Source organism: Marinobacter sp. LV10MA510-1 (genome assembly GCF_002563885.1).
Classification (GTDB): Bacteria; Pseudomonadota; Gammaproteobacteria; order Pseudomonadales; family Oleiphilaceae; genus Marinobacter.
This window is the reverse complement of sequence record NZ_PDJA01000001.1, coordinates 316881-338529: the sequence shown is the minus strand read 5'-3', so window position 1 is coordinate 338529 and position 21649 is coordinate 316881. Positions and strand designations below refer to the sequence as shown.

General features: G+C 52.9%; 17 protein-coding genes, 2 tRNA genes and 3 rRNA genes. 8 read left to right on the top strand and 14 right to left on the bottom strand.

Features of this window, described 5'->3' with window-relative positions; translation table 11 throughout:
- Positions 1-34: 34 nt before the first annotated feature.
- From ATI45_RS01565 to smrA, 3 genes are read right to left on the bottom strand one after another with little or no spacing between them, the layout of a single operon-like run.
- Entirely contained in the window at positions 35-1135 is a 1101-nt protein-coding gene (locus ATI45_RS01565; RefSeq protein ID WP_179888372.1) for a DUF3080 domain-containing protein, read from the bottom strand.
- Positions 1135-1341 carry a hypothetical protein gene (locus ATI45_RS01560; protein ID WP_098417980.1) on the bottom strand — a complete coding sequence of 69 codons (207 nt, stop codon included), beginning with the start codon at positions 1339-1341 and terminating at the stop codon, positions 1135-1137. Before ATI45_RS01560 ends, ATI45_RS01565 begins: the two co-directional genes overlap by 1 nt.
- Before the next feature lie 47 nt (positions 1342-1388).
- A complete protein-coding gene (gene smrA, locus ATI45_RS01555; RefSeq protein WP_098421611.1) occupies positions 1389-1973 on the bottom strand; it encodes a DNA endonuclease SmrA in 585 nt (194 codons plus the stop codon).
- A gap of 128 nt (positions 1974-2101) precedes the next feature.
- On the opposite strand from smrA, the gene ATI45_RS01550 reads away from it, so the two are divergent.
- The 6 genes from ATI45_RS01550 to ATI45_RS01525 all read left to right on the top strand — a co-directional run bounded on the left by ATI45_RS01550 (position 2102) and on the right by ATI45_RS01525 (position 11127).
- On the top strand, positions 2102-4018 hold the full coding sequence (locus tag ATI45_RS01550) for a putative nucleotidyltransferase substrate binding domain-containing protein (RefSeq protein WP_098417979.1): 1917 nt from the start codon (positions 2102-2104) through the stop codon (positions 4016-4018).
- A 15-nt stretch (positions 4019-4033) separates the two neighbouring features.
- Positions 4034-4732: a PolC-type DNA polymerase III gene (locus ATI45_RS01545; protein ID WP_098417978.1), complete on the top strand. Its 699-nt coding sequence runs from the start codon at positions 4034-4036 to the stop codon at positions 4730-4732.
- A 182-nt stretch (positions 4733-4914) separates the two neighbouring features.
- A complete protein-coding gene (locus ATI45_RS01540) occupies positions 4915-5178 on the top strand; it encodes a DUF4212 domain-containing protein (RefSeq protein WP_098417977.1) in 264 nt (87 codons plus the stop codon).
- 5 nt (positions 5179-5183) lie between these two features.
- Positions 5184-6965, top strand: coding sequence for a sodium:solute symporter family protein (locus ATI45_RS01535; protein WP_098417976.1), 1782 nt, complete (start codon positions 5184-5186; stop codon positions 6963-6965).
- A gap of 97 nt (positions 6966-7062) precedes the next feature.
- On the top strand, positions 7063-7569 hold the full coding sequence (locus ATI45_RS01530; protein ID WP_098417975.1) for a hypothetical protein: 507 nt from the start codon (positions 7063-7065) through the stop codon (positions 7567-7569).
- Between the two features lie 51 nt (positions 7570-7620).
- Positions 7621-11127 carry a PAS domain-containing hybrid sensor histidine kinase/response regulator gene (locus tag ATI45_RS01525; protein ID WP_098417974.1) on the top strand — a complete coding sequence of 1169 codons (3507 nt, stop codon included), beginning with the start codon at positions 7621-7623 and terminating at the stop codon, positions 11125-11127.
- Here ATI45_RS01525 and ATI45_RS01520 read toward each other — a convergent pair.
- The 10 genes from ATI45_RS01520 to ATI45_RS01475 form a co-directional block, all read right to left on the bottom strand.
- Positions 11119-11400, bottom strand: coding sequence for an HTH domain-containing protein (locus tag ATI45_RS01520; RefSeq protein WP_228706160.1), 282 nt, complete (start codon positions 11398-11400; stop codon positions 11119-11121). The two genes, ATI45_RS01525 and ATI45_RS01520, sit on opposite strands and share 9 nt — an antisense overlap.
- Before the next feature lie 284 nt (positions 11401-11684).
- Positions 11685-11798, bottom strand: a 5S ribosomal RNA gene (gene rrf / locus ATI45_RS01515).
- Between the two features lie 111 nt (positions 11799-11909).
- Positions 11910-14802, bottom strand: a 23S ribosomal RNA gene (locus tag ATI45_RS01510).
- 373 nt (positions 14803-15175) lie between these two features.
- Positions 15176-15251, bottom strand: a tRNA-Ala gene (locus ATI45_RS01505).
- A gap of 124 nt (positions 15252-15375) precedes the next feature.
- Positions 15376-15452 (bottom strand) — tRNA-Ile (locus ATI45_RS01500).
- Positions 15453-15573: 121 nt separating this feature from the next.
- Positions 15574-17124: ribosomal RNA gene (locus tag ATI45_RS01495) — 16S ribosomal RNA — on the bottom strand.
- Together the 16S, 23S and 5S rRNA genes with 2 tRNA genes alongside form the textbook arrangement of a ribosomal RNA operon.
- Before the next feature lie 543 nt (positions 17125-17667).
- Positions 17668-18870, bottom strand: a complete 1203-nt coding sequence (gene purT, locus ATI45_RS01490; protein WP_098417973.1) for a formate-dependent phosphoribosylglycinamide formyltransferase — start codon at positions 18868-18870, stop codon at positions 17668-17670.
- A gap of 41 nt (positions 18871-18911) precedes the next feature.
- Positions 18912-19094 (bottom strand): DUF1289 domain-containing protein, encoded by a 183-nt coding sequence (locus ATI45_RS01485; RefSeq protein ID WP_026224078.1) that lies wholly within the window; start codon positions 19092-19094, stop codon positions 18912-18914.
- Positions 19091-19624: a gamma carbonic anhydrase family protein gene (locus tag ATI45_RS01480; RefSeq protein ID WP_098417972.1), complete on the bottom strand. Its 534-nt coding sequence runs from the start codon at positions 19622-19624 to the stop codon at positions 19091-19093. The genes ATI45_RS01485 and ATI45_RS01480 overlap by 4 nt, the downstream gene beginning before the upstream one ends.
- A gap of 59 nt (positions 19625-19683) precedes the next feature.
- Positions 19684-20268, bottom strand: coding sequence for an NUDIX hydrolase (locus ATI45_RS01475; protein WP_098417971.1), 585 nt, complete (start codon positions 20266-20268; stop codon positions 19684-19686).
- Positions 20269-20374: 106 nt separating this feature from the next.
- On the opposite strand from ATI45_RS01475, the gene ATI45_RS01470 reads away from it, so the two are divergent.
- Complete coding sequence (locus ATI45_RS01470) at positions 20375-20929, top strand: NUDIX hydrolase (protein ID WP_098417970.1); 555 nt, start codon at positions 20375-20377, stop codon at positions 20927-20929.
- Here the strand turns inward: ATI45_RS01470 and ATI45_RS01465 are convergent, their stop codons facing one another.
- On the bottom strand, positions 20930-21241 hold the full coding sequence (locus ATI45_RS01465) for a YqfO family protein (protein ID WP_098417969.1): 312 nt from the start codon (positions 21239-21241) through the stop codon (positions 20930-20932). It abuts the gene before it with no gap.
- 243 nt (positions 21242-21484) lie between these two features.
- Here ATI45_RS01465 and ATI45_RS22145 point away from each other — a divergent pair, with 243 nt between their 5' ends.
- A complete protein-coding gene (locus ATI45_RS22145; RefSeq protein WP_179888178.1) occupies positions 21485-21649 on the top strand; it encodes a hypothetical protein in 165 nt (54 codons plus the stop codon).

Here is a 21649-nt window from a genome sequence, read left to right as displayed (position 1 = left end):
ACTTTGTTAAGCACTGTTCGTTCATCAATACGCTTTAAGCACCCGGGCGCAAGCCGCACTGCTCCAATAGCTGCTGCCAGCTTCGGGTGTGTTCGGCCAAGGCCTGGTCCAGATCACCCCACACGCTTGCGCTCTCAGCAACGGCCTCGGCGGGCAAGGCACGGGCCTTCCAGCGTTGGAAACTCTGCGGCATCACGGCGGTTTGAATCTGCGCCAGCTGCGCCAGGGGCTCCAGCAAATCAGTTCGGGCACGGCGCAATTCCGCCAGATACGGCTGCACCTTGCCAATGTAAACACTGAAAAACATATCATTTACGATAGTGGACTGATTGTTGGGCTTACCATTCAAGCACAGAGGGCGCTGCGCCAGCCGGCGTTGAATCAGCTCCGTGCCGTCATTCAGTCTCGCCGCCACTAGCAGGGCGCTGTTGATTAACTGACCGGCGTGATACTCGGCCTGCCAACGCTGTTGCACAGCCCCGGCAAAGTCCAGATTCTGATCCAATTCGCCATTAAGAAGACTCCGTGCCACGCGCTCTAACTGAACAGCTTCACGGGCGAGGTCCGACAGCGGATTTTCGGCAATCACTGGATAAAATCCCTTGCTGGTGGTAAACAGGTTCTCGACTTCCTCAACACCCCAGGTTGCGTTCCAAAGCGCGATTGGCAGGTTCTCGCGTTTACTACTGATGGCTTGCCGCAACATGTCCTGCAGATCTTTATCTCCATCATCATCAACGCTGCTTTGCAGGCATTTTTCAGCGCTGGCAATGAAACGCAGTTCGTACCTCAAACGGTTTAGCGGCTGCATAACCTTGCCCAAGATGGAATTTTTCTCACCGACGACAAATTGCAGATCACAGCCGTAGAGCGACAGAAAGTCCAGCATTCCGAGTTCCAGCTCGGGCATGTCCAAAACCCGTTCACGGCGGCGCGGTAAAATAGGCGCCGGGGCCGGCTCGCTGAACTGAGGGTCAGTATCCAACACCCGGCCCAGGCGCTCAACGTACTCATCCATCATGGGTCGCGCTTCATCAAACGGATTACAGGCAGCGAGAAAGATGGCTGCAAGCACCGTTAGAGAAGCCCTAACCGAGTTTTTTCCAACGATTCCAAAGGCCCGAGGCATTGTCATTACTTCACGACTTTTTCGCCGTCTTTGTTAACCCATATCGGGCGATCGCCATTACCCATCTTGCCGTTAGTGTCCCAGATTTCCCGATTCTCGGTGGTTTTTTCAATAGCGCCGTTATCTTCCCAAATGACGCGATCTGTGCAGCCTGCCAAGGCGATCAGTGAAACAATGACCAAAGCGGTCTTTTTTGTCAGCAGATAGGCCATACATTTCTCCGATTTCGATTCATAGTTGAGGTTGCCATCGGCGATGCTTAGTCGCGCCGGTCGTGGGCTTCCCGATTATTCTGTTTTTCGCGATCACTCTTGCGGATCATAACGTAAATGGCGCCGGTACTGCCGTGGTGCTTTTGTGTTGTATGAAACGCCAACACCGGCTCCAATTCCGGTAACCACTTGGCTAGGTAACTTTTGAGCCAGGCGATACCGTCGCGGTTGCGTTCGCCTTTACCGTGCAGAATCGTTACCGTTCGCAGGTCATAGCGCATACAGTCATTTACAAAACCAAACACTTGGCGTCGGGCTTCGTCTACCGTCATCCCGTGCAAGTCCAACTTGGCTTCGCTGGGGTAGTAACCCAGTCGCAGTTTGCGAAACACGCCGTTCTGAATGCCGGGGCGCTTCCAGCTCAGAATATCCTGAGCGGTCAAAGGCTCAACCATGTCCGCCGTTAGCGGGTTGGTGTCTTTCAGCGGCAACGCGATAGCTGCCCGCTGCCGTTCCACGTGGCCCGGCGTCAGTTCGCGAGGTACCACAACATCGGCTTTGTTTGGCCGTTTTATACGTTTCACATCGCCCATTTCGGCGAGAAAACTCAGTCGATCTTCTTTTGTAGTCATGACAGTATTATCAATGGTTCCTAATGCGGCGAACTTTACCATTGGCCTGCGATGCCATAAAGCAATCCGGCGGCGCCTGCACTAGACTGTAAGCAAATCCATCCGTCGTCGACAGAGTGAAACCGAACATGGCAGCAGCCTCTCAAGACCAGAATCGCCCGCAAAATACCCGGGCCGTTATGGCTTTTCTGCAAAATCATCCGCCTTTCTCCAATATGGACGAAGATCATCTGGCGCACTTTGCAGAGCACTCTGCGCTGCGTTTTTACGCTAATGACGAGGTGGTTCTGTCCGCGGACGACGGCGTCGTCAAACAATTTTACGTTGTAAAGCAGGGTCGGATCCGTGGTGAGCGACTGAATAGCAGGGACGATCGCATCGAAACCACTTTCGAGATTGGCCTTGGGGACTGCTTTCCACTGGCGGCACTGGTGGGTGAGCGGCCTACCCGCACCGTGCACCGGTCGGTGGGCGACACATTCTGTCTGAGCATTGAGCATGAAGCTTTTGTCACTCTGTTTACCCAAAGCGATACCTTCCGCGACTTTTGCCTGCGCGGCGTTAGCAGTCTGCTAGATCAGGTGAATCAGCGCATACAGTCCGGCGCCATGGCGTCGATTGGTTCGAGCTTTACGTTAGACTCGCCGCTGGAGCGCTTCGCACTGCGCAATCCTATTGTCTGCACACCCGACTTGCCGGTGCGCAAAGCTGTGGCGCGCATGCATGAAAACAGCGTAGGCAGCATTGTCATCACCGACGACAACCGACACCCGGTGGGTATTTTCACATTGCGCGACTTGCGCACACTGATTGCCGAAGAAAAGGCTCCCCTGAGCGCACCGATTCGGCACGTTATGACACCGAACCCCTGCTCATTGCTGGCAAAAGAAGATGCCTTTGCAGCCGCCATGCTGATGGCGGAGCATCACTTTGCCCACATTTGCGTGGTGGACGACGAGAACAAATTGATTGGCGTTGTGTCAGAACGGGACCTGTTTGCATTGCAGCGGGTAGATCTGGTCAACCTTGCACGCACCATTGGTACCGCCACCCACCTGCGCACCCTGGTAAGCCTGCGCGCGGATGTCTCGCGCCTGGTTGATTCCATGTTGGCCCATGGCGCCGATTCAGGCCAGATTGTAAAAATCATTACCACCCTGAACGACGTCACTGTGCGCCGCGTATTAGAACTGAACATCGCCAAAAACGATCCCGGCATAGCGTTTACCTGGCTGACGTTCGGCAGCGAGGGTCGCCAGGAGCAAACCCTGTTAACCGATCAGGACAACGGCATATTGTTCACCACGCCGGAGGGTATGACGGAAGATCAAGTGCGAGAGAAACTGCTGCCGTTCGCGCGCATCGTGAACGACGAGCTGGCAGAATGTGGTTTCACCCTGTGCAAGGGTAATATTATGGCCAGCAACCCGAAACTGTGCTTGAGTGGCGCCGAATGGGACGACTGGTTCGTGCACTTTATCGATGCTTCGACATCGCAGAACCTCATATATTCGTCGATCTTCCTCGATATGCGGGCGGTGTTCGGCCCTGGCGAACCTGTGCACGAGCTGTTCCAGACAGTTTTGATGCGTATCGGCAACAATTCGCTATTTCAAAAAATGCTGGCGGGCAACGCCTTTACCCGAAAACCGCCACTGACAATGTTCCGCAGCTTTCGCTATGTCAGCGATGGTAAAAACCGTGCGTTAGATCTGAAGCGCCAGGGCCTGGCGCCCTTCGTTGAATCAGTGCGGGTGTTTGCTCTGGCTAACGGCGTGGGAGCTGCGAACACCCTGGAGCGGATGGATGAACTGGCTCGCAAGGGCGTGTTTGACGCCAAAGACGCCAATGCCTGGAAAGAAGCCTACAGCCTGATACAGGCTATCCGTATGCGGGCGCACAATGAAATGTTGGAAAACAAAGAGCCGTTAACCAATTACATTGACCCAGATGATCTGAATCCGCTGGATCGACGAATTCTCCGCGAATCTTTCCGCCAGGCCCAGCGCCTGCAACAGAAGCTGGAACTGGCTTACCAGCTCTAGCCTCGGGGCCTGATTATGATCGACTTTCTGAAACAGTGGCTGGAGCGCAAAAAGCGTGGTGGTATAGACACCACTAACCTGCCAAACCCCAAAACAATTGGCGATCAGCCATTGATGACTTCGCGGTTAATCGTGCTTGATCTGGAAACTACAGGGTTGAACCCGGCCAAAGACCAGATGATCGCTATTGGCGCCGTCGCCATCAACAACAATGCTATACCCCTGGACGACCAGTTTGACCTGATTCTGCGTCGGCCCGAACTGGACATTCGTAAAACCGTACTGATACACGGCATCGGCCCGGAAGCGTTGACCGACGGCCACGAAACCGAAGATGCTCTGTTGCATCTTCTGGACTGGATGAATGGCGACCCCATTCTGGCCTATCATTCGGCCTTTGATCAGAAATTTCTGGAGAAAACCCTGCGCGCGGAACTCGGCTACGGCGAAAATCACATCTGGCTCGACGTTGCAGAGCTAATGCCCACTTTTTTCCCAAGCGCCAATACACAAGGTAAGGGCCTGGACAATTGGGCTGACACCTTCGGCTTGCACGCCAGTGCCCGCCATCATGCGGCAGCTGACGCCATGGTCACCGCAGAGCTCACGCTAATTGCTCTGAACAAGGCCGCGCAACAGGGCACTCTCACCCTGGTCCAGCTCAGCGACAAATTACGTTATCACCGTCGCCTGAGAAACATGCAACGGCTCTGACAACGCCACTTGTAGAGCCATGGTACGTACCGAGCTGAAGCGTCTGCGCCAGCTCTCAATTTCAACCGTAAACCCGTCAAAATCCAGAGTTTTAGACCTTTTGCCAATATCACTCGGGCTCGTATTGCACCAAAGTCAATAAGGTAATCCCGCTAACTCCACAATAATAACAGGAGTACTCTATGTCAGGTCATAGCGACAACGCTGAACAGTACTGGAAGGCGAATCTTCGCCTGATATTCGGGAGCCTGATCGTTTGGGCTCTGGTTTCTTATGGTTTCGCGATCTTCCTGCGGCCAATGCTGTCCAGCATTTCCATCGGCGGCACGGACCTGGGCTTCTGGTTCGCTCAACAGGGCTCGATTCTCACGTTTATTGCACTGATCTTCCACTACGCGTGGCGCATGAACAGGCTCGATAAACAATTCGGCGTGGACGAGGAATAATAATAATGAGTCAATTTGCCATTAACATCATTTTTGTAGGTGGATCATTCGCCATCTACATCCTTATCGCCATCTGGGCCAAGGCCGGAAGTACAAAAGACTTTTATGTTGCCGGTGGCGGCATTCACCCCATCACTAACGGTATGGCGATTGGTGCCGACTGGATGTCCGCAGCGTCCTTTATTTCCATGGCAGGTATTATCGCTGCCAGTGGCTATGCAAGCTCGGCTTACCTGATGGGTTGGACGGGTGGTTACGTTCTGCTGGCTATGCTTCTGGCACCTTACTTGCGCAAATTCGGCAAGTTTACGGTTCCGGAGTTTATCGGTGACCGTTTCTACAGCAGCAAAGCTCGTTTGGTAGCAGTTGTCTGCCTTATTGTAGCGTCTGTCACCTACGTTATCGGTCAGATGGCCGGTGCCGGTGTAGCCTTCTCTCGCTTCCTTGAAGTCGATTCCACAACAGGTCTGATAATCGCAGCTGTGGTTATTTTCATCTACTCCGTAGTTGGCGGCATGAAAGGTATCACCTACACGCAGGTTGCCCAGTACGTTGTGTTGATCCTTGCCTACACCATCCCAGCTGTATTCATCTCTTTACAGTTGACAGGCAACCCGGTTCCAGCGCTTGGTTTGTTCTCCACTCACATCGATTCCGGCATGCCGATTCTCGACAAGCTGAACCAGGTCGTCACTGACTTAGGCTTCACAGAATACACTGCAGATCTCGACAGCCACCTGAACATGGCGCTGTTTACCTTGACGCTGATGATTGGTACCGCTGGCCTGCCCCACGTTATCATCCGCTTCTTCACCGTTCCGAAGGTTGCAGATGCTCGCTGGTCTGCTGGCTGGGCCCTGGTGTTTATTGCGCTGCTGTACCTCACAGCGCCGGCGGTTGCGTCCATGGCTCGCCTGAACCTGATGAACACCATTTATCCCGATGGCACTGCTGCTGAGCCAATTCAGTACGATGACCGCCCGAACTGGGTCAGAGAGTGGGAAGTTACAGGTCTGATCAAGTTCACTGACAAAAACGAAGACGGCCGTATCCAGCTGTATAACGATGACTCATCTGCAGACGGCACGGCCTTCGAAGCTGAGGCAACGGCCCGTGGCTGGAAAGGCAATGAGCTTGAAGTAAACCGGGACATCCTGGTGCTTGCCAACCCGGAAATTGCCAACCTGCCTGGTTGGGTTATCGGGCTGATAGCCGCAGGTGGTCTTGCAGCTGCACTATCAACAGCCGCAGGCTTGCTCCTGGCGATCTCTTCAGCAATCAGTCACGACTTGATCAAAGGCTCGATTAATCCGGGTATTTCGGAGAAAGGCGAGTTGAGGGCAGCCCGTATATCGATGGCCGTTGCGATTGTTGTAGCGACATATCTTGGCGCCAACCCACCGGGATTCGCTGCACAGGTTGTTGCGCTGGCGTTTGGTATCGCAGCCGCATCCCTGTTCCCGACTCTGATGATGGGCATCTTCTCCAAGCGCGTTAACAATGTTGGCGCCATCGCGGGTATGCTGTCCGGCTTGGTGTTCACCCTGACGTACATCTTCGTGTACAAAGGATGGTTCTTCATACCAGGTACCGCCAACCTTGCTGACATTCCGGCGAACTGGGTATTCGGCATCTCTCCTTTGTCTATCGGTGCGATTGGTGCCGTCGTCAACTTTGCGGTAGCCTTCGCGGTATCCAATGTGACTGACGAGCCACCCGTTGAAATTCAGGAGCTGGTTGAGAGCGTTCGTTACCCACGCGGTGCCGGACAAGCTCAAGACCACTAAGCAACAACCCGGCCTGTTTCACTCATTGAGTTGACAGGTTGTTACTGAACGGGCTTCCTCTTAGAGGAGGCCCGTTCTTTTTTAAGGAAACACATTTATGTTCTGGACTTTTGTCGCCACCGTATTTTGTGGACTGGGCGCCGCCGGTATCGCTCTTGGAATCCGGGCCGTCACCCGCAATATGGCACCTAAATGGATTATTCCGGTATTTGCCGGCGCAGGTATGCTCGGCTATCTGATTTACGGCGAATACAGCTGGTTTGACCATAAGCAGTCACGCCTCCCTAATGAAGCTGTGGTCGTGAGCACAGAGAGCAAAGGGATATTCTGGCGTCCGTGGTCGTTGGTTTACCCCTATGTAACCGCGTTCTCCACTGTGGATAAGAACAGCATCGCCCGGGATACGAACAATCCGGATATAGTACGGTTCACACTTTACCGTTTTGAACAGAAAATCACTGACACGGTTGCACACCGGGTTCACATTATTAATTGCGGGACTCGCGAGGTTGTTCCTATCGGCTCTGATGGAACGCCAAGGGTCGACAACATGAAAGTTCTGGAAAGGAATGACCCACTTTTCTCCACCGTGTGTGCTGGCTAATATTCCGGTAACGGGCCTGGCAGCCTGATCACCTGACGGATATGCATTAATATGATTAGTGTCTGGTTGCTGGTTTTAATTTCCATCACCTACGTTTCCCTGCTGTTTGTGGTGGCCTGGGCAGGTGACCGCCATCCGGGGCTTTACCGGCATCGCTTAGCCAGAACTCACATCTATGCGCTGTCTCTGGCAGTGTACTTCTCTTCCTGGACCTTCTATGGCGCCGTTGGTCGTGCCACCCAGGAAGGTCTTGGATTTTTACCCATCTATCTTGGGCCGTTACTGGTGTTCGTGTTCGCCGCACCGCTGTTGCGCCGCATCATTCACATCAGCAAGCGCAACAGCAGCACCTCCATAGCCGACTTTATCGCTTCCCGCTACGGAAAATCCCAGTTGCTAGCAGCGATGATCGCCGCCTTTGCGTTAATCGGCAGCGTGCCCTACATCGCCTTGCAGTTAAAAGCCATTGCCATGGGCTTTGCGGTGCTGTCCAGCCCCCACGGCGGCGTACAGGAACTCAGTAACGCCGCCTGGAGCGATTCAGCTTGGTACATCACGTTGGCTCTGGCCCTGTTTACCATTTTATTCGGTACCCGCCATCTGGAATCAACAGAGCATCACCGCGGCATGATTCAAGCCGTTGCGTTTGAATCTGTGATCAAACTGGTGGCGTTTTCAGCGGTTGGGTTGTTTGTGCTGTTTGGCTTTTTCAATGGTTTTGGCGATCTCACACAGCGGGTGGCCGCGGCCGATCTCATCGGAGTGCTGACAACCCAAAACCTGAATCTGACCGCGTTTATTACCCAAACCCTGGTCGCCGGTGTGGCCATTGTCTGCCTGCCGCGGCAGTTCCACGTTATGGTGGTTGAAAACAGCGATCCCCGCGATTTCGAGACCGCACGCTGGGCTATGCCTGTTTATCTGATCATCGCCAGCGCTTTTGTACTGCCGATTGCCGCTGCCAGCTTGCTTGTGCCCGATAGTGCCAGCTACAACCCTGACATTATGACCCTTCAGTTGCCCATACTGGCCGGTAATACCTGGCTTGCAGTACTGGCGTTCCTGGGGGGAGGCTCCGCAGCGGCGGCGATGGTGATTGTGTGCTCGGTGGCGGTCGCCACCATGGTCAGCAACGAAATCATCATGCCGGCTTTGTTGAAATTCTTCCGTCCAAGAATGAATCGCAAGGCAGACCTGAGCTACCTGCTCCTTAGCATTCGCCGAATCGCTATCTTCGCTGTTTTACTAACAGCGTATGGCTTTTATCGGATGGCAGGGGAAGACACCAGTTTGACGGCCTTCGGACTACTGTCGTTCGCTGCTGCGGCGCAACTTGGACCGGCGTTGGTGGGCGGAATCGTCTGGCGCGGTGGCAACTATAACGGAGCGGTGTGGGGCCTCTTTATAGGTTTTATATTGTGGCTTTACACTCTACTCCTGCCCGCACTGGCATCTACTGGCTGGATCAATGACACACTTGTTCAACAGGGTCTCTGGGGCATGAGCTGGACCCGTCCCACCGCCCTGTTTGGCGCTGAACTGGACCAAATCAGCCACGGTATAATCTGGAGCCTGGGAGCCAATACTGCGATTTATATAATGCTGTCCTTAGTAACCCGCCAACGAGTGCGTGAAAAAATACAGATCGCCAGTTATTTTCAGGACACTCACGGACGCGGAGAAACCCCCCACCAGCAAACTTGGCAGGGTGAGATTCTGACCGCTGATCTGCAGGCTCTGGCAGATCGCTTCATGGGCGACGAGCGCGCAGAAACGGTATTTCGCAATTACGAGCGCCGCAATGCCATCCGCCTTTATCCACAGCGGCCTGCAACAACACATTTGATGAAGTACGTAGAGCGCCAGCTGGCATCGATTATCGGCGGCTCAACCGCGCGTGTGGTTTTGGAATCGACCCTGACGGGTCGCGACATGCAGATTGAAGACGTCGTCAGCATTGTGGATGAGGCCTCACAGGCAATGACGTTTAGCCGAGAGCTACTGCATTCCGCTATTGAAAACCTCAGTCTTGGCGTGTCAGTAGTAAATCACCAGCAGGAACTGGTGGTGTGGAATCATCTATACATCGAACTGTTCAATTACCCAAAGAGTTTTGTACGCCTGGGACGACCGGCGGCTGACCTGATTCGTTATACTCTGACTAACGCAAATCTTTCAGCCCGTAAAATCGATGAAATCGTTACTGAACGCATTGGCAGCATGACCCAAGGCCAACGTGTGTCCTATGAGCTCCAGCGGCCCGATGGCACGTTTATCCGCATTGAAGGCGCGCCGATTCCCGGCGGCGGCTATGTCACGACATTTCAGGACATAACGCCCATGCGTCGTACCGAACAGGCGCTAAAAGAAACCAATATCTACCTCGAACAACGGGTTAAAGAGCGAACCCAGGAACTGCAGGTGATCAACGAGCAGATGCTTAAAGCCACGTCTGTAGCCGAACAAGCCAATCACAGTAAAACACGCTTTCTCGCGTCAGCCAGCCACGATCTGCTGCAGCCCTTAAATGCCGCACGCCTATTCACCTCTGCCCTGCAAGGTAAAGCTCAAAGTGCCGAGTGTCAGCAATTGGTCGAACACATCGACAGCTCCCTGGGTGCGGCCGAAGAAATTATCAGTACGCTGCTGGATATCTCCAAATTGGATGCCGGTGCTCTGGAGCCGGATATCAGCGTGTTTCCGGTTAGCGATATCATCCGCCGGCTGGCAAACGATTTTTCTGCCATCGCCAAAGACCAGGACCTTGTATTGGATGTGGTACCCAGCTCCGCCTGGATCCGTTCAGATGCCAAGCTTCTGCGCCGGGTGATCCAGAATTTTCTGTCCAATGCCATACGCTATACACCCGAAGGCCGAATCCTGCTGGGCTGTCGTCGCCTGGATGGTTTCCTGCGCATTGAAGTCTGGGACACAGGGCCAGGCATTCCGGAGGATCAGCTAACCCAGATTTTTGAAGAGTTCCGCCGTTTCCAGCATGGGCGCGACAAGAAAGGTTTGGGCCTTGGCCTTGCCATCGTCGACCGCATCAGCGGTATGCTCAATCATCCGGTGACGGTTCAGTCGCGGCAGAGTCGTGGCAGCGTTTTCAGTATTACGGTGCCCAGAGTGGCCGCCGAGGAGCTAACACCCCTGCCGGTACAAGCTCATGGCCCGGCTCGGCGAGTATCCAGTCTGAAGGGCCGCCATCTGCTGTGTATTGATAACGATGCCGCTATTCTTCAGGGTATGGTGGCGCTGCTGAGCAACTGGCAATGCCAGATAACAGCCGCGGACAGCCTGGACGACGCCATGACAAAACTGGGTGTGGACATTCCCGACATTCTGCTGGCCGACTATCAGCTAGACGACGACCAGAACGGTCTGGACGCTATGGACACGCTGCGCGTAGCTCTGAAAAAGCGCCTGCCCGGCATTCTGATTACAGGCTATATGGCACAAGAGGTAAGAGATGACGCGACAGACCGCGGCTATCATGTGCTTTATAAACCCGTAAAACCGGCTGCTCTGCGCGCTATGGTGAATAAACTTTTAAAATAAGTCGGTAAGTGGCAACCACTCTACGCCCCGCTGCTTTCGGTAAACTGTACTATAATCGACGTTTTTCGCGATAATTTTCTGATCCAGAAAATCCACAGGGTTTGCTAACTGGTAGCCCCGGCCACGCACGGTGTGTATATCAAAACCTTCCTTCAACGCTCGCCGTACGATCTTCCATATCGCGGTGCGGCTGACGCCGAACTCAATGGCCAATGACTGTCCGGAATGGATCTTGCCGTCATTCAAACGGGTTATCAATACCTTGGCTTTCATTCAGGGGTGCCCGTGTCAATGACTAAGCGCTGGATTAAACACTAAATCCGCACGAATTCAAAGCCTACGCATGACTTTGGAATGGGTGAATCACCAAGCGGGGACAGGTTTCACTGGGGGACAGATTTGAAATCTGTCCCCTGCCCTGGAACCGGGGACCCAGCGGGGACAGGTTTCACCGGGGGACGGATTTGAAATCCGTCCCCTATTTCTGGCTGGTTTCGTTTTTTTCAGGCAAAAAAAAGCCCCGGTAGCGTGAGCTATCGGGGCATTTAGCAATAAGAGTCTGACGATGACCTACTCTCACATGGGCGAACCACACTACCATCGGCGCAGGCCTGTTTCACTTCTGAGTTCGAGATGGGATCAGGTGGTACCAGGCCGCTATGGTCGTCAGACAAAACGGTTGATCACTGGGGGATGAGATAGAACATTGGCTTGTTGGGCCGTGATATTGATTTTTTCGTCGTTATCCGTGTTGTGTCAAACCCAATTGTCTTGGGTGTTATATAGTCAAGCCGCACGAGCAATTAGTATCGGTTAGCTCAACGCCTCGCAGCGCTTACACACCCGACCTATCAACGTCCTGGTCTTGAACGGCTCTTCAGGGGCCTCTAGGGCCCAGGGAGATCTCATCTTGGAAGGGGCTTCCCGCTTAGATGCTTTCAGCGGTTATCCTATCCGAACATAGCTACCGGGCAATGCCACTGGCGTGACAACCCGAACACCAGAGGTTCGTCCACTCCGGTCCTCTCGTACTAGGAGCAGCTTTCCTCAAATCTCCAACGTCCACGGCAGATAGGGACCGAACTGTCTCACGACGTTCTAAACCCAGCTCGCGTACCACTTTAAATGGCGAACAGCCATACCCTTGGGACCGGCTTCAGCCCCAGGATGTGATGAGCCGACATCGAGGTGCCAAACACCGCCGTCGATGTGAACTCTTGGGCGGTATCAGCCTGTTATCCCCGGAGTACCTTTTATCCGTTGAGCGATGGCCCTTCCATACAGAACCACCGGATCACTATGACCTACTTTCGTACCTGCTCGACGTGTCTGTCTCGCAGTCAAGCGGGCTTGTGCCATTACACTAACCGTACGATGTCCGACCGTACTTAGCCCACCTTTGTGCTCCTCCGTTACGCTTTAGGAGGAGACCGCCCCAGTCAAACTACCCACCACACAGTGTCCTCATCCCCGATAAGGGGACCAAGTTAGAACCTCAAACATGCCAGGCTGGTATTTCAAGGTTGGCTCCACGCAAACTGGCGTTCACGCTTCAATGCCTCCCAGCTATCCTACACAAACATGTTCAAAGTTCACTGTGAAGCTATAGTAAAGGTTCACGGGGTCTTTCCGTCTAGCCGCGGATACACCGCATCTTCACGGCGATTTCAATTTCACTGAGTCTCGGGTAGAGACAGCGCCCCCATCGTTACGCCATTCGTGCAGGTCGGAACTTACCCGACAAGGAATTTCGCTACCTTAGGACCGTTATAGTTACGGCCGCCGTTTACCGGGGCTTCGATCAAGAGCTTCTCCGTGAGGATAACCCCATCAATTAACCTTCCGGCACCGGGCAGGCGTCACACCGTATACGTCCACTTTCGTGTTTGCACAGTGCTGTGTTTTTAATAAACAGTCGCAGGGGCCTGGTATCTTCGACTGGCTTCTGCTCAACCCGCAAGGGGTGTCACATACCACCAGCGTGCCTTCTCCCGAAGTTACGGCACCATTTTGCCTAGTTCCTTTACCCGAGTTCTCTCAAGCGCCTTGGTATTCTCTACCTGACCACCTGTGTCGGTTTGGGGTACGGTCTCAAATCACCTGAAGCTTAGAAGATTTTCCTGGAAGCATGGCATCAATAACTTCCCGCCACATGGGCAGTCGTCATCGCGTCTCAGAATTGAGGACCCGGATTTGCCTAAGTCCCCTCCCTACACGCTTAAACCGGGACGACCGTCGCCCGGCTTACCTAGCCTTCTCCGTCTCTCCATCGCAGTGATCCAAGGTACGGGAATATTAACCCGTCTCCCATCGATTACACCTTTCGGTCTCACCTTAGGGGCCGACTCACCCTGCGCCGATTAGCGTTGCGCAGGAACCCTTGGTCTTCCGGCGTGCGAGTTTTTCACTCGCATTGTCGTTACTCATGTCAGCATTCGCACTTCTGATACCTCCAGCAAGCTTCTCAACTCACCTTCGCAGGCTTACAGAACGCTCCCCTACCCCGCATACAAAGTATGCAGCCGCAGCTTCGGTATCCAGTTTGAGCCCCGTTACATCTTCCGCGCAGGCCGACTCGACTAGTGAGCTATTACGCTTTCTTTAAAGGATGGCTGCTTCTAAGCCAACCTCCTAGCTGTCTGAGCCTTCCCACATCGTTTCCCACTTAACTGGAATTTTGGGACCTTAGCTGGCGGTCTGGGTTGTTTCCCTCTTCACGACGGACGTTAGCACCCGCCGTGTGTCTCCCGGATAGTACTCACAGGTATTCGGAGTTTGCATCGGGTTGGTAAGTCGGGATGACCCCCTAGCCGAAACAGTGCTCTACCCCCTGTGGTATTCGTCCGAGGCGCTACCTAAATAGCTTTCGGGGAGAACCAGCTATCTCCGGGCTTGATTAGCCTTTCACTCCGATCCACAAGTCATCCCCTGGCTTTTCAACGACAGTGGGTTCGGTCCTCCAGTTGATGTTACTCAACCTTCAACCTGCTCATGGATAGATCGCCCGGTTTCGGGTCTATGCCCAGCGACTAATTCGCCCTATTCAGACTCGGTTTCCCTACGGCTCCCCTAAACGGTTAACCTCGCCACTGAACATAAGTCGCTGACCCATTATACAAAAGGTACGCCGTCACAGAACAAGTCTGCTCCGACTGCTTGTACGCATACGGTTTCAGGATCTATTTCACTCCCCTCACAGGGGTTCTTTTCGCCTTTCCCTCACGGTACTGGTTCACTATCGGTCAGTCAGGAGTATTTAGCCTTGGAGGATGGTCCCCCCATGTTCAGACAAGGTTTCTCGTGCCCCGTCCTACTCGATTTCACTAGACTCAGGTTTCGGATACAGGGCTATCACCCACTATGGCGGCACTTTCCAGAGCCTTCTCCTACCCGTTGTCTAGCTTAAGGGCTAGTCCCCGTTCGCTCGCCGCTACTTAGGGAATCTCGGTTGATTTCTTTTCCTCGGGGTACTTAGATGTTTCAGTTCTCCCGGTTCGCCTCTTACACCTATGTATTCAGTGTAAGATACCCAGCCTAAACTGGGTGGGTTTCCCCATTCAGAAATGTCCGGATCACAGCTCGTTTGCCAGCTCCCCGAACCTTATCGCAGGCTTCCACGTCTTTCATCGCCTCTGACTGCCTAGGCATCCACCGTATGCGCTTAGTTGCTTGACTATATAACCCCAAGACAACTGACTCTAAATAGAACCACGAAAAGACACCTTAGCCGAAGCCAAGACGTTCCAGGTGGAACTGATTAGAGATAGTCACTCGAAGTCATGCACAACCACTTCAACGACAACACCGGATAACGCTTGAAAAAATCGTTATCACTTGAACACGTCTCTCAAAGACCATAGAGAAACGTATTCGTGTTCTATCTCATCCAATTTGTTAAAGAGCAAATCTGACCCAGTGATCAGAAAGAAGGATTTCGGCTTTAACAACGCATAAAACGCCGTAAAAGAAACACTTTTTTCTGTACACTGACCGAAGTCAGGACATTCAGGGTAACCAAGTAACTCACAACATCTGCACATCTGTATAATGGTGGAGCTAAGCAGGATCGAACTGCTGACCTCCTGCGTGCAAGGCAGGCGCTCTCCCAGCTGAGCTATAGCCCCGGATGCTATCTCCGACTGACCCAATAGGATGGCGTCAAACTCGGAAATCGTTCAGATCAAGGCATCGGATGTCGCCGCATAGTTTACTATGCAAGTCATTCTATAACGCCGAGCTGGACGATTTTGGTGGGTCTGGGTGGAGTTGAACCACCGACCTCACCCTTATCAGGGGTGCGCTCTAACCAACTGAGCTACAGACCCGGTTTTGCTTGTCCAAACACAAAGGTCTGGTACAGCCGATACGGGCCTAAGACCCTTTGCTCTCTTTAATCAATCAACCAAGTAATTCGTGTGGACTCTGACCGAAGCGTTCGGCATCGTTTAAGGAGGTGATCCAGCCCCAGGTTCCCCTAGGGCTACCTTGTTACGACTTCACCCCAGTCATGAACCACACCGTGGTAATCGTCCTCCCGAAGGTTAGACTAACTACTTCTGGTGCAATCCACTCCCATGGTGTGACGGGCGGTGTGTACAAGGCCCGGGAACGTATTCACCGTGACATTCTGATTCACGATTACTAGCGATTCCGACTTCACGGAGTCGAGTTGCAGACTCCGATCCGGACTACGACGCGTTTTGTGAGATTGGCTCCCCCTCGCGGGTTTGCAGCCCTCTGTGCGCGCCATTGTAGCACGTGTGTAGCCCTGGCCGTAAGGGCCATGATGACCTGACGTCATCCCCACCTTCCTCCGGTTTGTCACCGGCAGTCTCCCTAGAGTTCTCAGCATTACCTGCTAGCAACTAGGGATAGGGGTTGCGCTCGTTACGGGACTTAACCCAACATCTCACGACACGAGCTGACGACGGCCATGCAGCACCTGTGTCAGAGTTCCCGAAGGCACCGATCCATCTCTGGAACGTTCTCTGCATGTCAAGGCCAGGTAAGGTTCTTCGCGTTGCGTCGAATTAAACCACATGCTCCACCGCTTGTGCGGGCCCCCGTCAATTCATTTGAGTTTTAACCTTGCGGCCGTACTCCCCAGGCGGTCAACTTAGTGCGTTAGCTGCGCCACTAAGGATTCAAGATCCCCAACGGCTAGTTGACATCGTTTACGGCGTGGACTACCAGGGTATCTAATCCTGTTTGCTCCCCACGCTTTCGCACCTCAGTGTCAGTGTTGGTCCAGGTAGCCGCCTTCGCCACTGGTGTTCCTTCCTATATCTACGCATTTCACCGCTACACAGGAAATTCCACTACCCTCTACCACACTCTAGCCATGCAGTTCGAAGTGCCGTTCCCAGGTTGAGCCCGGGGCTTTCACATCTCGCTTACATAACCACCTACGCGCGCTTTACGCCCAGTAATTCCGATTAACGCTTGCACCCTCCGTATTACCGCGGCTGCTGGCACGGAGTTAGCCGGTGCTTCTTCTGCGAGTGACGTCAATCCTCAAGCGTATTAAGCTTAAGGCCTTCCTCCTCGCTGAAAGTGCTTTACAACCCGAAAGCCTTCTTCACACACGCGGCATGGCTGGATCAGGCTTGCGCCCATTGTCCAATATTCCCCACTGCTGCCTCCCGTAGGAGTTCGGGCCGTGTCTCAGTCCCGATGTGGCTGATCATCCTCTCAGACCAGCTACGGATCGTTGCCTTGGTAGGCCATTACCCCACCAACAAGCTAATCCGACTTAGGCTCATCTAATAGCGCAAGGTCCTCTCCGAAGAGCGGATCCCCTGCTTTCCCCCGTAGGGCGTATGCGGTATTAATCCGAGTTTCCCCGGGCTATCCCCCACTACTAGGCAGATTCCTAAGCATTACTCACCCGTCCGCCGCTCGACGCCTGGTAGCAAGCTACCATCGTTTCCGCTCGACTTGCATGTGTTAAGCCTGCCGCCAGCGTTCAATCTGAGCCATGATCAAACTCTTCAGTTTAAATCATACAAGATCCGAAGATCTTAAATCTGCTCAAGACAAAAACTCAATTCTTGACGAGTCGTTGACTTGGTATTTCTTACCGAAATACTCCAGTCAGCGCCCACACGAATTACTTGGTTAATTTTTTAAAGAGCGTTTGAGCCGTGGCTCAATCAGGAGGCGAATTATACATCGTTTCGCTGCCCTGTCAACCGTTTATTTCGAGAAGCTTCAGAAGCATTTCCTTCCAAACCCCCCAACCTAACCGGCCGGTACTGCTTGATTCGAGAAGCGCATTCTACAGCGTATCCGAACCGTGTCAACCGTTTTCGCGTTCAAAGTTTAAATCACATTTCCTAAACTTTTCAACGTCTTACTAAACAGTTTCCGCTCGATTCCTGCCCCTCTAAAACCGGCTGTCCCTCAAGCGAGATGCGCATTCTACAGACTTCTCGGGACAGGTCAACAGCCAATCTGAACTTTATCAAAAAACCTCAAACTGACCTTGAGCCACCTGCCAAGTATCCATGAATGGCTATCTAAACTACCTGACGACTATAGCTAGTTCAGAGACACTTTAATAGCACTTGCGGCGTTTCTCGCTTTTTCCCGCGCAGCGTCAATAGAGCCAGCCAGCGCCAGTACAACGCCCATGCGACGCCGGCCACTCAGCTCCGGCTTACCAAACAGACGTAACTGTGTATCGGGCTCAGCCAGTGCCAGTTGCATACCACTGTATCGGATACGCTTCGAGTTACCTTCGGGCAGCACCACCGCCGATGCCGCAGGGCCGTATTGAAGTATAGAAGGAACCGGCAATCCGAGAATTGCCCGGGCATGCAACGCAAATTCAGAAAGGTCCTGACTGATCAGCGTTACCAAACCCGTATCGTGAGGCCGCGGCGACACTTCCGAAAACCAAACGTCGTCGCCCTTTACGAACAGCTCTACGCCATACACCCCCAAACCACCCAGGCTTTCAACCACGATACGGGCGACGCGAGCCGCTCTCTCAAACGCGAGATCCGACATCGGCTGAGGCTGCCAGGATTCGCGATAATCACCGTCCTCTTGACGATGGCCAATAGGATCGCAAAACGATATGCCATCACGGTGCTTCACCGTCAGCAGAGTGATCTCGTACTCGAAGTCCACAAAACCTTCAACAATCACCCTTCCTTTACCAGCACGACCGCCGCTTTGGGCATAATCCCACGCAGCCTCGATGTGCTCGGCGAGGGTTACCGTTGACTGCCCTTTACCAGACGAGCTCATTACCGGCTTTACCACGAGTGGCAATCCCACCTCTTCCACTGCCGCCAGGTACTCTTCTTTGGTACCTGCAAACCGAAAGGGCGACGTCGGCAGTTCCAGCTCTTCAGCCGCCAATCTACGAATGCCTTCCCGATTCATGGTTAGATGTACCGCTCTTGCCGAGGGAATCACCGTGAAACCTTCGTTTTCGAGCTTAACCAACTCTGCGGTAGCGATGGCTTCAATTTCCGGCACAATCAGGTTCGGCTTTTCAAGCTCGACAATCCGTCGTAATGCCTGAGCATCCAACATATCAATAACGTGACTGCGGTGGGCAACCTGCATAGCGGGTGCGTTGGCATAACGATCAACAGCGATAACCTCCACACCGAAACGCTGCAGCTCGATGACAACTTCTTTGCCCAACTCACCGGCACCGCAAAACAGAACTTTGAACGCGGTGTCTGTTAACGGTGTTCCCAAGGTGACGTCTGCTATTTTTTGTTCCATAACAATTCCATCGGATGATATTGAACGGCCAGCGGCCGGGTTCAGATTAAAGCCTTTTTCTCGCGCTCAGCAACCAGGCGCAAAACCTCACGCCGTTCATCGTTGTTCATTTGCATCCAACGCATAATTTCATCACTTGAACGATGGCAACCAATACACACGTCATCTTCATTAAGCGCGCAAATACTGACACAAGGCGACCTGACTTTATTAGCAACGCTCATCGCTCGGGCTCACAGGGTTGCAGGTTGTCCAGGTAGTGCGCAGCATTCTTGACGTAACTCAGCGCGGCCATTTCCAGCATCTTTTGCTGCTCCGGGCTTAATTGGCGCTTTACCCGCGCCGGCGAACCTATAACCATAGAGCCGTCAGGTATGACCATATGTTCCGGCACTAGCGTGTTCGCACCTATCAAGCAGTGCTTGCCAATTTTGGCACCGTTCAGCACAACTGCGTTGATGCCGATTAACGAATAATCGCCCACGTCACAGCCGTGCAGCATGGCTTTGTGCCCCACTGTCACCCCGCGGCCAATGTTTAACGGTAATCCTGGATCGGTATGCAATACGGCGCCATCCTGCACGTTGCTCTGCTCGCCAATCGTTATCAGCTCGTTATCACCGCGAATCACCACGTTGAACCACACGCTGGCTTTGTCTAATAAGCGAACACTGCCGATCACCGAGGCATTATCGGCAACAAAATGACCGCTTCCTTCTAGCACCGGAACTCTCTCGTTCAATTTGTAAAACATAATTTCCTCTTCAAGTCTGCCAACTCTGTTGGGCTCTCAAACCGATTAGCATCGTAATATTAACGCGAGGGAGGTCGTTCCAGATCAATACCGGCATCGTACACAGCGTTCATAAAATCGACCAGCACTACGGCTGACAAACCCCATATCTGGTATTTCTCCCAGCGGTAGCAGGGCACGTGAATGGTGCCGCCTATAAAAGGTAAGGCATCGGTGCGCTCACGGCGGTCTTCCAGCAACCAGGCTATAGGAACACGGAACACGCTCTCGATTTCTGCAGGATTGGGGCGCAGTGGATGGTCTTCGGGTACCACGCCTACGTATGGTGTTACAAGAATACGGGCATGAGATGTGACCTGGCTTAGCGCTGACACAATCTGCACCTGGTCTGGCGGCAAACCGATTTCCTCATGGGTCTCCCGAAGAGCCGTAACCATCAGGTTTTCGTCTTCTGGGTCGCGCCTGCCACCCGGGTATGCCACCTGGCCGCGATGGGTTTTAAGATGGGCAGATCGCAGGGTGAACAACATTTCCGGATTGCCGCTATTGTCGGTAATAGGCACCAAAATGCCAGCTTCAGGATAGTCCAGCGCAAGCTCGTTAGGCCGGTAGCCTGCCAACCGGGAATGTAACAGGTGCTTCAAAGTATCTCCTGGCATGATTCAATCAAAGGCGCCATGGCGCTAAGGTGGCTCAGATGGTTAAACTAACAGCCTTTAAGACATCTATTACCAGTATACGGGGAAAGCTATGAATTACTGCAGTGACTGTGGTGAACAGGTAGAACAGCGGGTCCCCGACGGCGACAATCGTCACCGCTATGTGTGCACCCACTGCAACACCATTCATTACCAGAACCCCCGTATTATCGCGGGCACGGTGCCGGTATGGGACAACCGTATTCTTCTGTGCCGCCGCGCCATCGAGCCTCGCTACGGTTACTGGACCCTGCCTGCAGGCTTTATGGAAAACCAGGAAACAACCATAGAAGCAGCGGCTCGCGAAACCCGCGAGGAAGCCCTGGCTGAAGTTCACATTGAAGGTCTTTACGCCGTGATTGATGTACCCCACATTGATCAGGTACACATATTTTACCGCGCCACTCTGATTGATGGTGAATATGGCGCCGGCGAAGAATCACTGGAAACACAATTGTTTGAGCTGTCAGACATCCCCTGGGACGAACTATCGTTTCCGACTGTGCGCAAAACCCTTGAGCTTTTTGTAAACGATATGAAACAGCAGACGTTCGGGGTTCACGTAGACAGTATTCGTCACTCTATGGCGAAATCCGAAAAAGCCTGATCAAAACTGCACCAGAGCAAACACTTCGTAGGCGGGCTCCTCATAGGGGTGCGTCGCCTTCAATGCAGCAATGGCACTTCTCACGCAGGCCTCAGCGCACACCAATTCCACTTTGTACTCTGCAACGGTTTTTAGAACACCCGCTTGACCGATAAACGGCTGACTTCCGTCCAGTGGTCGAAACTGCCCTCGCCCTGATATTTGCCAGGCACACTGATCATAATCGCCAATACGCCCCGCTCCAGCGTTAAACAGTGCATGTTTGGTTTCGTCAAGATGACTTTCTGGCACAAAGTAGCAAATCTTATACATAGTATCCCTCATAGACGGTCAAATTCTAAACACTTGAGAATTCAAAAAAGTTACCCACAGATTCTGTGGATAACTCTGGGGAAAGTTTTTAAGTAGCGCCCCAAAAACCCCGTCATTACTGCCTTTAAGACAGATTGGTGACAAAATCGCCGCCTAAAAATAATCGTTATTTATCAATAACTTGAATTTGTCTACTGAAATTATCACGGCAAATCATAGGGTTGTTTACAGAACATACAGTGAATGCCAGAAAATGTGCATAAAAATTCTCAGTCAAGAGTTTTTTTTGGAAATTATGCAGTTTTTTCTCTTGATATCCCCAAACAACACAAATTGCAGGCCAAAAAAACCGGGCATCCGCCAGCTCCTTTAACAGAGCTGACAAAAGCCCGGCTTTTACACCAATGA